General features: G+C 69.0%; 11 protein-coding genes. 5 read left to right on the top strand and 6 right to left on the bottom strand.

Features of this window, described 5'->3' with window-relative positions:
• Positions 1 to 79: 79 nt before the first annotated feature.
• From FJ887_RS05180 to FJ887_RS05195, 4 genes are all read right to left on the bottom strand, one after another.
• A complete protein-coding gene (locus FJ887_RS05180; RefSeq protein ID WP_140954643.1) occupies positions 80 to 1,414 on the bottom strand; it encodes a glutaminase in 1,335 nt (444 codons plus the stop codon).
• 156 nt (positions 1,415 to 1,570) lie between these two features.
• The gene (locus FJ887_RS05185) at positions 1,571 to 1,933 is read right to left on the bottom strand and encodes an antitoxin (protein WP_137826068.1); all 363 of its coding nucleotides are present in this window, start codon (positions 1,931 to 1,933) and stop codon (positions 1,571 to 1,573) included.
• Positions 1,934 to 2,034: 101 nt separating this feature from the next.
• A complete protein-coding gene (locus tag FJ887_RS05190; RefSeq protein ID WP_140954641.1) occupies positions 2,035 to 2,697 on the bottom strand; it encodes a response regulator in 663 nt (220 codons plus the stop codon).
• Positions 2,694 to 3,950 (bottom strand): sensor histidine kinase, encoded by a 1,257-nt coding sequence (locus FJ887_RS05195; protein WP_140954640.1) that lies wholly within the window; start codon positions 3,948 to 3,950, stop codon positions 2,694 to 2,696. Before FJ887_RS05195 ends, FJ887_RS05190 begins: the two co-directional genes overlap by 4 nt.
• A gap of 109 nt (positions 3,951 to 4,059) precedes the next feature.
• Here FJ887_RS05195 and FJ887_RS05200 point away from each other — a divergent pair, with 109 nt between their 5' ends.
• Positions 4,060 to 5,652: an MFS transporter gene (locus tag FJ887_RS05200; protein WP_140954638.1), complete on the top strand. Its 1,593-nt coding sequence runs from the start codon at positions 4,060 to 4,062 to the stop codon at positions 5,650 to 5,652.
• Position 5,653: 1 nt separating this feature from the next.
• Here the strand turns inward: FJ887_RS05200 and FJ887_RS05205 are convergent, their stop codons facing one another.
• Positions 5,654 to 6,370: an LmeA family phospholipid-binding protein gene (locus tag FJ887_RS05205; protein WP_140954636.1), complete on the bottom strand. Its 717-nt coding sequence runs from the start codon at positions 6,368 to 6,370 to the stop codon at positions 5,654 to 5,656.
• Positions 6,371 to 6,485: 115 nt separating this feature from the next.
• Here FJ887_RS05205 and FJ887_RS05210 point away from each other — a divergent pair, with 115 nt between their 5' ends.
• On the top strand, positions 6,486 to 7,406 hold the full coding sequence (locus FJ887_RS05210) for an SCO6745 family protein (protein ID WP_140954635.1): 921 nt from the start codon (positions 6,486 to 6,488) through the stop codon (positions 7,404 to 7,406).
• Here FJ887_RS05210 and orn read toward each other — a convergent pair.
• Entirely contained in the window at positions 7,403 to 8,065 is a 663-nt protein-coding gene (gene orn / locus FJ887_RS05215) for an oligoribonuclease (RefSeq protein WP_350457220.1), read from the bottom strand. The genes FJ887_RS05210 and orn overlap by 4 nt on opposite strands.
• Positions 8,066 to 8,265: 200 nt before the next feature.
• On the opposite strand from orn, the gene FJ887_RS05220 reads away from it, so the two are divergent.
• The 3 genes from FJ887_RS05220 to FJ887_RS05230 all read left to right on the top strand — a co-directional run bounded on the left by FJ887_RS05220 (position 8,266) and on the right by FJ887_RS05230 (position 12,597).
• Entirely contained in the window at positions 8,266 to 9,858 is a 1,593-nt protein-coding gene (locus tag FJ887_RS05220; RefSeq protein ID WP_140954917.1) for a DUF8094 domain-containing protein, read from the top strand.
• Positions 9,859 to 9,880: 22 nt separating this feature from the next.
• Entirely contained in the window at positions 9,881 to 10,825 is a 945-nt protein-coding gene (locus FJ887_RS05225; RefSeq protein WP_250786157.1) for a tetratricopeptide repeat protein, read from the top strand.
• A gap of 65 nt (positions 10,826 to 10,890) precedes the next feature.
• Positions 10,891 to 12,597 carry a hypothetical protein gene (locus FJ887_RS05230; protein WP_250786158.1) on the top strand — a complete coding sequence of 569 codons (1,707 nt, stop codon included), beginning with the start codon at positions 10,891 to 10,893 and terminating at the stop codon, positions 12,595 to 12,597.
• Positions 12,598 to 12,602 lie beyond the last annotated feature (5 nt).

Consider the following 12,602-nt stretch of genomic DNA (forward strand, 5'->3'; position numbering starts at 1 on the left):
GAGGGTGGAGTTAGGTTCACCTTAGCAAACCTCGCCGAGGTGGTCGCCGGCTTCGCGACCCCGCTGGCCGGCGAGGCGGTCAGGACACCTGATCGGCGAAGTCGTCGCGCACCCGTCGCAGCCCGCGCAGGTCGAGGTTGCGCAGCTGCTTCGGCGACTCGAGGATCTCGACCCCGGGCAGCGCCGAGGCCGGTCCGCTGCAGCCCATCGAGTTCTCCGGGTCGAGGAGGACGACCTGCTTGCCCTCCTCGCCGAGGCGGCGCAGCGCCTCGACGATCATCCGGCGGGCCACCTCGTTGATCGAGTACACCCGGCGCAGGTCGAGGGCGAAGACGTCGATGGCATCGTCGGGGGAGGCGATCTCGCGCATGACGTTCTCCGCGCCGCTCCATTGGATGAGCCCCTGGAGGCTGACGATGCGGACCATATGGCCCTTCGCATCGACGAAGCGCCGGTCACGGCGGATGATCGAGCGGGCGGGCTCGGGGGCGTTCATGATGTGGAGGCCGAGGTCGGCCGACAGCGAGCGGAAGATCTTCGCTCCGCGCACACTCGTGCCGTGCTTGTCGAGCTTCGGCGAATACGTCGCGATGCCCACCTGACCGGGCAGGACACCGAAGAGGCCACCGGACACGCCGCTCTTGGCGGGCACCCCGACCTCGGTCATCCAGTCACCGGCGGCATCGTACATCCCGCACGTCATCATCACTCCGAGCACCTGCCGGTTGACCCTGGGGGAGAGCACCCGCTCGCCGGTGATCGGGTTGACCCCGCCGCCGGCGAGGGTGGCGGCCATCATCGCGAGGTCCCGGACGCTGACGAGGACCGAGCACTGGTTGATGTAGCCCTGGACGACCTCGTCGGGATCATCGGTGATGACATCGTAGGACCGGAGCATGTTGGCGATCGCGATGTTGCGGTAGGCCTGCTGCCATTCCCCGGCGGCGATGTGCTCATCGACGCGCAGCTGCCGGCCGGCGAACCGAGAGAGGCCGGCGCGGACGATCTCCGTGCGCTCGGCCAGGGTCGCGTTCTGACCGCCGAGGAGGGAGTGGATGGTGATGGCCCCGGCGTTGATCATCGGGTTGAGCGGTTTGCCCGAGGTCTTGTCGAGCGAGAGCTCGTTGAACGCCTCACCGGTGGGTTCGACGCCGACCTTGTCGAGGACGGCGGGGATGCCGAGGGCCTCGAGGGCGATGCCGTAGATGAAGGGCTTCGACATCGACTGGATCGAGAACTCGAAATCGGCGTCCCCGGAGTCGTAGAGGACGCCGTCGAGCGTCGAGATGCTGATCGCGAGCTTGTTCGGATCCGCGGCCGCGAGGTCGGGGATGTAGTCGGCCATCGCACCGCTGCGGTCGTGGCGATGACGCTCGAGCGTCTCATCGAGGAAATCGGGAATGGGGGATCGCACAGCACCTCCTTCGGGGGCAGTGTCGGCAGTCGGCCGCACGGGCGCGGGCCGACTGCCATTCTCACACACGAGGCCGTCCCGGGAGTGTGGGATCAGACACGCGATGCCCCGCACGGCGTCAGCCGGGCGGGGCATCGTCGATGGTGCTGAGTCGGCTCAGCGCCGTGGGCTCTGCGGGTCCTCGGGGTCGCGGCGATCGCGGAAGTCGACCGGGTTCTGCTCACCCGGGCGCGGATCTCCCGGACGCGGGTCACCGGGCCGGACATCACCGGTGCGCGGGTCACCCGGGCGGGCGTCGCCAGGGCGCTGGTCGTCGTGGCCGATTGCGCGGTCCGCGGCATCGCGGGCGCTCTTGATCTTGTCGCTGTACTTGCCCTTCGTCAGCGAATCGGCGGCACCGGCAGCCTTGTCGAGAACCTGATCGCTGAACTTCTCGACCTTGGGGTTGTTGAGCTTCTCGCGGACCTTGGGGTCGTTGGCGAGGTTCTTCGCCTTGTTGATGAACTTGTCGAATCCCATGGGACTGCCCTTCTTCACAGGTGTGCTTCACAGATGTGATGGTCGCCACCGATCGTAGTCCGCAAGGCTGAGTCGGTCCTGTGGGCGAGCTTCGCCTCGCCTCAACCCGACTTGTCCGCGGCAGGGCCGGTCGCGGCGGTGTAGGCAAGCGCTGCCTGCACCCGCGATTCGACCCCGAGCTTGACGAGCACTCGGGAGACGTGCGTCTTCACGGTCGCCTCGGTGATGCCGAGCTGCTTGGCCAGGGCGCGATTGTTCCGGCCTGCGGCGATCCCCGCGAGGACCTCGCGCTCCCGGTCGGTGAGATCGTCGGGCAGTACGGCAGCGGGTGCCGGTTCCTCGGGAAGTGCCGAGAGCATGGTGACGACGCTCGCGGTGACCTCGGGTGAGAGGACGGTGTCCCCGGCGGCTGCGCGGTGCACGGCGCCGATGAGCTCCTCGGCCGAAGCGCTCTTGAGGAGGAAGCCCGCGGCCCCCGCGCGCAGGGCGGCGAGGATGATGTCGTCGAGTCCGAACGACGTGAGGATGAGAACCGTCGGTCCGCCCGGGGCCGACCGCAGCTGCCGGGTCGCGGCGACTCCGTCGAGGACGGGCATCCGCACATCCATGAGGACGATGTCCGGGCGCAACGCGTCGGCCATGCTCACCGCCGTGCGCCCGTCGGCGGCCTCACCGACCACGGAGATGCCGTCGGCGGTGTCGAGGAGCAGGCGGATGCCGGCGCGCACGGCTCCGTGGTCGTCGGCGATGAGGACGGTGGTCACTGAGTCGTTCCCTTCGGTCGCGGCGCCTCCGACACGATGTTCGACTCGGGGGCCACCCTGTCTTCCGGCAGGGTGAGTGTGGCGGTGAACGTGTCCGTCGTTCGGGTGAATGCGGCACCCCCGCCGAGGCGCTCGAGCCGGTGGGTGATGTTGTCGAGTCCGTGCCCCGCCCGGTCGATCGTCCTCGCGATGGGGGAGAGCGCGACAGGATTGGACGCGGCGATCGCCCCCGCCTCGGTCACGGTGATCGTCAGCTCCGGTGCGCTCGCGTGCTTGACGACGTTAGAGATGAGTTCGGCGATGACCGGACGCAGCGCCGCCTCCTGCCGGTCGGGCAGCGCAGTCAGCGCCTCCGCCCCGGTGACGGTGACCCCGAGGCTCCTGGCGAGGGCGATCGCCTCGGCCGCGGACGCTGCGACGGGCGGATCAGCCTCGACGTCGGAGCGCAGGACATCGATCATCCGGCGCATCTCGCTCAGCGCCCGGTCGGCGGCGGCGTGGACGGTGGTGAGCACCTCGGTGCGGATCCTCTCATCGTGCGCGGCCAGCGCCGCCTGGGAGTGGAGGGCGATCGCGGAGATGTGCCCGGCGACGAGGTCGTGGAGGTCTTCGGCGGCGGCAGTGCGCACCTTCTGCTCGGCGAGCCGGGCGCTCACCGCGGCGTTCTCGGCAGCCAGGCGAGCCGCCTGCGCCTGAGCGTCTGCGCGGGCGCGTTCGGCCTCGGCCCGTTCGTGTTCGGCGGCGGCGGTGTTGCGGTGCTCGCGGACGCTGCTCGCCCACAGGGCTGGGAGAAAGAGGATGATGACGGCGAGGACCGAGAACTGGAACGATGTCGACGGATCGAATCCGGAGGCGAATGAGGCGACACCCGCGACGATCGTCGAGACGCCTGCGAGGGTGAACACGACCGTCGACACGCGCCGGGAAGCGTGTCCGACGAGGGCGAAGACGAGTTGGAACACGAGCCACAGAGCGAAGTCGTGGCCGCCGGCGAGGACGTCGACACCGAGGCCGATGAGGAAGCTCGTCGTCGAGATCGCCACCCGCGGGGCGTAGAGCGTGCCGACGAAACCGCAGATGATGAGCACGGGCTGCGCGACCTGATCGGGAATGACGTCGGTGTCGAACCACTGATTCTGGGGGCCGAGGACGATGAAGAGGATGCCGATCGCGCTGAGCACGAGCGCGGTGAGGAGATCCTCGAGGGAGAACGCGGGCAGACCCGGCACTCTCAGGTGCCGTTTATCGGACATGATCCGAGTCTAGTGACGACACCGAAGGGTGGAATCATCCCAAAGTCGGATGTCGACGTGCGACTTCCTCCCGACGACGGGACTCCTTCCTCCCGCATAGCGTGGCGGCATGAACAGCACCGAGGCGGCCCGGAGTTCTGGCAGGGCACAGGCGTCGCCGGCGTCGGGATTCTTCAGCGGACCCGCTGAGCTCTTAGCGTTCGTCCTCCCCGTCGTCGCCGCGCAGCACCTCGGGGCGAGCGGGGCCGAGACCGGAGCGCTCGTCGCCGTCCAGCTCCTCGTCTCGCTTCTCATCCGACCCCTGGCCGGCAGGCTCGTCGACCGGTGCGGATCGCCGCGCAGCTCAGCGATGATCGCGGCGGCGGGATCGGGCGTCGGGGTTCTCTCCTTCCTCGTCTTCGCCGTCTCGACGACGCTGCCGCCGGCGTTCGCCGCTGCCGCACTCGGGGGCATCGCCGGTGCGCTCTTCTGGGTCGCGGTGCGCGCCCTCATCGCCGAGCGCGACGAGGGCAGCGGAGTCGGCGATGACCGCTTCGCCGCGCTCATGGAGAACGAGTCCTCAGGCGCCTGGATCGCATTCATCATCGGCATCCCGCTCTTCCAGGTCGCCGGACCGCAGGCCGTCTTCCTCGCGTGCGCGGCCGCCTGCCTCGTCGCGGGGATCCTGCTCGCGCGGATCGGGGCGCACAGTCCTGGGCGTGGAGAGGCTCGGCACATGCCTGCGCCCGACTCTGCGCATCTGCTGCGATCCCTGCGCGGCATCCTCGCGCTCGTCGTTGTCCTCGCCTTCGCCGAGGGCATCATCTCACTCCTCCTCATCCTCCACCTCGCCGTCGAGCTCGGGCTGGAGCTCGGAGAGATCGCGCTCGTCTACCTGCCGGGGGCGATCGTGCTCAGCATCGCCCCGCGTCCTCTCCACCGTCTCGTCCGCCGCATCGAGCCGCGGTGGATCTTCCTCCTCGGCCTCACGTGCTCCGCCGGGTTCGCCGCGGCGATGGTCACCCGCCCCGCCCCGGTCGCCCTCGCCGTGCTCTGGGTCCTCTCCGCCCTGTGCTTTTCGCTGCTCGAACCGCTGCTCGACAGGCTCATCGCCGTCGTCTCCGGCCACAGGGCGGGAGCCGGGTTCGGGTACGCCCAGAGCGCAGAGCTCATCGGGACCGCTGCCGGGACGCTCGCGGCCGGAGCGCTCTTCGGCGCCGGCCTCTGGCATGTCGCGACGATCGCCGCCGCGATCGTCCTCGTCATCGCCGCGCTCACCGGGTGGCGGGGTCTGCGCCGCTTCCCCGCCGCAGACCTCGGGGCAGACCAGCGCATGCGAGACCAGCGCCCGCGCGGCAGTCGCCAGCACGGTACTCGCCGAAACGGCACTCGCCGAAACGGCACTCGCCGAAGCATCACCACCACAGAGAGAAAGGGGCTGAGCCCAGCCATGAAGAGAACAGCAGCGACCCTGGCCATCCACGTCGGCATCTACGTGATCGCGCAGGTGATCTTCGCCCTCGTCGCCGCCAGCTGGCCGTGGGAGGTGATGACGGGCGGGACCTCGGTGACGACTCTGCTGAGCTGGAACGCCGGAGGAACGGACATGCAGAGGTGGATCAGCTCGATCTCACGGATCTGGACGATCGTCGTCCTCATCGACATCCTCTGGTCCGGCTACCGGATGATCGTGCCGAAGGCACCCCAGCCTTCGACGGACTGACTTACTCGAGCATCACCCCGTTGCCGTGGACGCTCACCCGCATGCCGTCGCCGACGGCGTCGATGCCGGTGACCTCGAGGCCTTCGGGCATGTCGCCCAGATCGATGACGATATCGGAGATCTCCGAGGTGAGGAACGCCGGCATCGTCGAAAGGTCGACCTCGGCCGCGCCGAGGGTGAGCGTCGTCGCCGAGACGAGGATCTGCCGCCCGTCGGGCTGCGCATCGATCCCGATGCGCACATCCTGCCCGAGCAGAGTGCCGGTGAGGTAGAGCGTCCCGTCGGTCGTCGTGAACGTCATCCCGTCGGGCAGGGAGGCGTTCTGCCCGGCGAGCCGATCGATCGTCGACAGCGGGATCGTCGCCTCCCCGTCGACGGTGCCGATCGGTCGTGAGGAGTCGGTGGGCACGTCGAAGAGGCTGAGATCGACATCGGTGACGTCGAGGTCCTCGTACGTCGCCCGCGTCGCCGTGACGTCGACGGCGTCGAGCCTGCCCGCAGCCAACTGGTTGAGGATCGGGAAGCCCCTGACATCGACCTGCGCGTCACCGTAGTTCTCCAGCCCCTCGGCGATCCGGCGCTCGGTGGTGAAATCGACGATCCGGTCGGCGGCGATGACCCCGACGACGAGGGTGACGACGACGATGATCGCGGAGACGATGAGGGGACGGCGGCGGGACCGGCGGCTCGGATGGGCTCGGGTTGCTCCAGTCGTCATGACGCTCATTCTCCCATTGTCCCTGCCCAGGATGCGTGCGACCTGGCTGTCGGATGTGCCGGTCCGACACCCGCGTGCCCTGTCGGCAGGGCTCTGTCCCGCCTAGGATGAGGGAATGGATTCGACTCGCACGCAGAACATCAGGACGCTCTCCGGTCGCCTCAACTCGTTCCACTCCTCGATCTACTTCTCCGAGGTCGTCGGCGCCTCGTTCGCCGAACTCGGCCTCGAACCCGGGATCCCGGCGAACATGGCCGCCCGCTCGGCGCCGATGGGCCGCGTCAACGCCGGCGTCGTCGCCGGCACCTTCTACAACTACTCGCCGACGTTCATCGCGACGATCATCCCGCGGATCTGGGACACCGTCTCCCCGGACGTCATGGTCTCCGCCCGCTTCGACGCCGTGTCCCTCTACCTCGACGGACTCTTCGGCGACCGTGACGACATCGCCCTCCTCACCGAGGCGGCCGCCCAGCTCACGGAGACGCTCACCCCCGTGCGCGAGGCGATGGACTTCACCGGCCGCTCCCTGGCCGGTTCGACCGCCGACGCCGTCGCCGCCCACACCCCGACCACGGCCTTCGAAGCCCTCTGGGATCTCGCCACCGTGGCGCGCGAGTTCCGCGGCGACGGACACGTCGCCTCGCTCGTCACCGCCGGAGTCGCCGGCATCGACGCCCTCATGCTCGACGTCGCCACCGGCGCGTCGTTCAAGCCGCGGGCCGCGCAGAAGACCCGCGGCTACACCGATGAGGAGTGGCAGAGAGCCCAGGACGGACTCGCCGAGGCGGGGCTGATCACCGTGGGCACCGACGACCGCGGTTATCCGCTGCCGCAGATCACCGACGCGGGACGTCAGCTCAAAGAGGAGGTCGAGATCCTCACCGACGGCACCGTGGCCGCCGCCTGGTCGGTGCTCAGCGACGAGCAGATCGCCTCCCTCGTCTCCCCGAGCCGCACCCTCGTCAAGGTGCTCGTCCAGTCGGGGGCGTTCCCGTCCACCGTCTTCGCGCAGCCGGAGCGGAAGTCGAGCTAGTTCGTCGGCGCGTCGGCGGGAGTCTCAGCAGCGTCGCCCGCCGGCTGCTCCGCGTCCGCGGAGTACTGGGCGACCACCTCGGCGGCGATGCGCTTGGCATCATCGGAGGTCGGGCCCTCCGCGGAGAACACGGCCCGGCGGTAGTACTCGAGTTCGACGATCGAATCCCGGATGTCGCCGAGGGCACGATGGCCGCCGAGCTTCGCCGGCGCCTGGTAGTAGGCGCGGGGGAACCACTGCTTCGACAGCTCCTTGATCGAGGAGACGTCGATGATGCGGTAGTGGAGGTAGGCGACGAGCTCGGGCATCTGCTTGGTGAGGAACACCTTGTCGGTGCCCACCGAATTCCCGCCCAACGGCGCCTTGCCGGCCTCCTTGACGTGCGACTTCACATAGTCGAGCACCTGGGCCTGCGCCTCGGCGACGGTCGTGCCGGCATCGAGTTCGGTGATCAGCCCGGAATCGGTGTGCATCGTCGTGACGAAGTCGTTCATGTTCGCCCGGGCCTCCGCAGAGGGCCGGATGACGATGTCGATGCCCTCGTCGAGCGGTCGCAGCTCGAAGTCGGTGACGATCGCGGCGATCTCGATGAGTTCGTCACGCGCCTCGTCGAGGCCGGTCATTTCGCAGTCGATCCACACAATTCTGTCGTTGCTCACGCTGCAAGCTTAACGGTGTGCGGGTCGGGACCAGCCAGGTGGGCCTGTGTGTCCGCTGACACACGCTGAGTGCATCCGCAGAACACCGCGGCCGTCGGTGACCTAAACTTGTACTGACCTCTGCCCGGACAGGGTGGGAAGAATCGTGCCGACTCGAGGAGAAGGTTTTTCGCGTGCGTTACACACTTGCTGTGATTCTCATGGTGGTGGGTGTCGTTGTCTCAGGGCTCGGGCTGCTCCAGAAGACCCTGTGGGCCCCCTCCGACACGATCACCGCCACGACGCAGATCGACGGGTCGGCCCCGGCCGTCATCGTCGATCCGGGCATGCTCAACCTCTATGACACGCCCGCGACGCTGACCGCCCAGGGCACCGGTGATCTCACGATCGCGCAGGCCCCGATCGAGAGCATCGACGCCTGGGTCGGCGATTCCCCGGCCGCCCGCATCACCGGACTCGCCGCGGAGAACGGTCTCACCGTCGAACCGAAGGACGGCGAGGCGGAGCTGCCGAACCCCGCCGGCTCCGACCTCTGGGAGGCCGAAGTCACCGGCACCGACACCGTGAGCCTCGACTGGGACTCCGACGCCAACCGCACCGGGTTCCTCATCGCCGGCTCCGGCGCCCCCGGCGACGTCACCTCGGTGTCCCTGTCCTGGCCCAACCGCGCCGACACCCCCTGGGCGATTCCGCTGATGATCGCCGGCGGTGCGATCTTCGTCATCGGCCTCATCCTCCTCTTCCTCGGCCGTCGCACCGCGAAGCGCGAAGCCAACCGCCGTCAGGCCCGGCAGGATCGTCGGCGCAAGCTCGCCGAATACGGCACCGCCTTCGCCATCGTCCCGGTCCTCGCGCTCAGCGCCTGCGGCCCCACCGAGCTACCGACCCCCGAAGCCTCACCAGCCCCGACGACGCCGATGGCCGGGGTGAGCAGCGGCCAGGCCGAGCGCATCCTCGGCGCCGTGGCCACCGACATCGCCGCCGCGGACAAGGAGACTGACGCGAAGAAGCTCGAGGCCCGCGCCACCGGGCCCGCACTCGAACAGCGCACCGCCGTCTACAAGGTCAAGGACAAGGTCAAGGACCAGACGATGCCGCCGGCGATCGCCGCCGACGAGATCGTCGTCAACTTCACGGCCGCGACCGACACGTGGCCGCGGATGACGAGCCTCATCACCTCGGCCGGGGATCAGACGCAGCTGCTCGTCCTCACCCAGGACGACGCCCGGTCCGACTACAAGCTGTGGTCGCAGACCGTTCTCGTCCCCGGCACCGAGCTGCCGGAGATCGCCGACGCGCGCCAGGGTTCGCAGCCGCTCGACGCGAACGCGGAGGGCTTCGCGATGACCCCGCAGGCCACCGTCGCCGACTACGCGAAGGCCCTCGGCGGCGGTGCCTCGTCGAAGGAGGCGAAGCTCTTCGAACCCGACGACTTCTCGAAGTCGATCTGGGCGAACCAGGACGAGCAGAAGAAGAGCGCGGAGGAGGGCAAGGCCAGCGTCAAGTACTCGTACGAGCCCGGACAGCAGATCGTCGCCCAGGAGACGGCGGGTGATTCCGCGGTCGTCACCGGCGTCATCACCGCCGAATCGACGATCACCCCGCAGTCGACGGGCGGTCGCACGGGCACGCTGACCCTGAGCACCCCGCAGAAGGAGCTCACCGGGGAGAGCAGCACGCAGCAGCCGGTGACGACGACGACGTACCAGGTGCTCACCTTCCTCGTGCCCCAGGACGGCAAGCCCCGCCTCATCGGCGGCCTCGAAACCCTCAGCGGAGCCAAGCTCGGCTGACGCACCCAGCAAAGGAGATCCCGTGTCTTTCGATCCGAACCAGGGTCCGGGCCCGCAGTCGGGCAGCGCCCCTCAGCAGGGGCTCGACCTCTCCGCGGTCCGCACGAAGAACATGCCCGCCGACGAGGCGGGTGCGCCGGCCGCGGATCCCACCGCGGTGCCGCTGCCCTCGCTCGTCCTCGACGTCGACGAAGCGGTCTTCAACGACATCGTCGCGCTCTCCGAGCGCGTGCCCGTCGTCATCGATCTCGCCTCGAGCGCCAGTGACGCCAGCCGTGAGGTCTCCGCCGTCCTCGCGCGCCTCATCCCGTCCTACGGCGGCAGGCTCGTGCTCGCGAAGGTCGACGTCGACCAGAACCCGCGGGTCGCCCAGGCCTTCGGCGTCCAGTCGACCCCGACGGTCGTCGCGATCATCAAGGGCCAGCCGGTGCCGCTGTTCCAGAGCACACTGCCCGAACCGCAGATCGCAGCCTACTTCGACGAGCTCCTCACCCTCGCCGCGGAGAACGGCGTGAGCGGTCACGCGGTCGTCGGGGGAGCCGAACCCGAACCGGCCGGCCCCAAGCATCCCGAGGCCGAGGAGGCCCTGGCCGCCGGGGACTTCGACACCGCCGAATCCCTCTTCAAGGCCGCGCTCGCCGAATCACCGGCCGATGACGAGGCGAAGTTCGGCCTCGCCCGCGCCGGCCTCGGCCGCCGCCTCATCGACGCCGACCCCGAGCAGCTCATCGCCGCCGCCGACGCCGACCCCGCCGATGTCGAGGCCGCGAAGGCTGCCGCCGACGCCGAAGTCGTCAGCGGCAACCCGGCTGGGGCGTTCGACCGCCTGATCTCGCTCATCCGCACGACCACGGGGCCGGAGAAGGAGGCGCTGCGCCTGCGTGTCCTCGACCTCTTCGAGATCGTCGGACCCGATGACCCGGCCGTCGCCAAAGCACGCACCAAACTGATGAGGGCATTGTTCTGAACCAGATAGTCCGCCTCACCACCGCCATCCTGTTCACGATCACCGGCGTGATCCTGACTGTGCTGGTGGCCTCTGCCATGTCCGTCGTCGGCACCGACGAGGTCACCGAGACCCCGGCCTTCGAAGTCTCCGACGGGTCCTACGCCGTCGTCCTCGACGAAGCGATCGTGCCGTTCTCCGGCACGAACGTCACCATCGAGGCGACGAACGCCGACGGCAAGGAGCTCTTCCTCGGCACCGCGAACGGCGTCGACACCGCGAGCTACCTTGACGGGGTCTCCCAGGTCCAGATCAGCGACGTCGACTTCCCCAACGAGGCGACCCATCGTTCGATCCCCGGTGACCCGGCGCCCGCCGCGGACATCGCCGGTCGGGACTGGTGGACATCGGCGGAGACCGGGGCGACCGTGTCGAAGACCTTCGACCTCGACGCCGACCCGCAGGTCCTCGTCATCGCGCCGGCGACGGCGGGGGAGAACCTCGACGGGACGACCGTGCAGCTGAAGATGCGCGTGGCCGGTGTGCTCGCGCTCAGCCTCATCGGCCTGGCCGCCGCGATCATCGCCTTCGGCTTCGCCGCCTACTTCTTCCTCCGCTGGTGGAACGGTCGGATCCGCCCGCGCAAGCAGTCCGGCAAGCTCAAGGAGCGCCGCCCCAGCACCGAGGCGCCCCGCCGGAAGTCCCGGAAGTCCGCCTCGACGACCGGGCAGGAGCCCGCCGACGGCGCCCCGACCGGCAACGGGGACCCGACCGGGAAACCGACCGGGGAGCCGGCGAAACCTGCGGCCCCGCCTCGGCGCCGGAACACCCGGGTGCGTGCAGCCACCGGCATCACGCTGGCTTCGGGACTGGCGCTGACCGGCTGCGGTGCGCTGCCCATCGCCCAGCCCGACACCCCGCAGGTCACCCCGTACGAGCGCACTGCTGTCCGCCCGGGCGAGGCCGGGGAGTTCATGACCGCGTACACGGAGTCGCTCGACAAGATCCTCGCCGACAAGGGTGAGGGACTCGAAACGATCCAGGGCGCCCCGCTCATCGACCGGACCCGCGCGCAGATCCAGATCGCGGACAAGACGAAGCAGAACCTGCGCGCCCCGAACTTCACCGAGGTCGTCGCCGGCGGACCCGCCTTCACCGACTACCCGATGTGGTTCTACGCCCTCGGCACGACGGGCGGGGACGAGAAGCTCACGCAGGTGCAGCTGGCCACCCGCGAATCCGCCTCGGTGCAGCCGCTCGTGCGCACCGCGGTCTTCATTCCCGCCGATCAGGCCCCGACCCTGCTCGCCGACGGCAGCGGAGCGGTCGAACCTGCCCCGCAGAAGTTCACCGAGGAGATGGCGACCGCAGCCGATCAGATCTCGACGTTCCTCAAGGACGGCAAGGTCGACGGCGGCATCGTCTCCGGACTCGACCAGGGCGGCTTCAAGTCGTTCCAGGACTACGTCGGCGGTCTGCGCAACGAAGACTCCGGCTTCGACGACGTCACCGTCGAATGCACTCCGTACCAGGACCTCGACTTCGGGTCGATGACGCTGACGACGGAGAACGGCGCGCTCGGCATGGGCGAGATCCGCTGCACGCTGACGATCAAGGTGCCCGAGGACTACTCGGTCGACCTCGGTGACACGATCGAGGCCGTGAAGACGAACGACAAGGACGGCAACACCGTCAAGGTCGACACCGCCCAGCCCTACGTCCTGCTCAAGGACGGGGAGACGATCACCGCCCTCAACACCGACTGGGACATCCTCTCCTCACGGATCGAGTGAGGAGG

It is taken from the genome of Brevibacterium sp. XM4083, assembly GCF_006489205.2.
GTDB lineage: Bacteria > Actinomycetota > Actinomycetes > Actinomycetales > Brevibacteriaceae > Brevibacterium.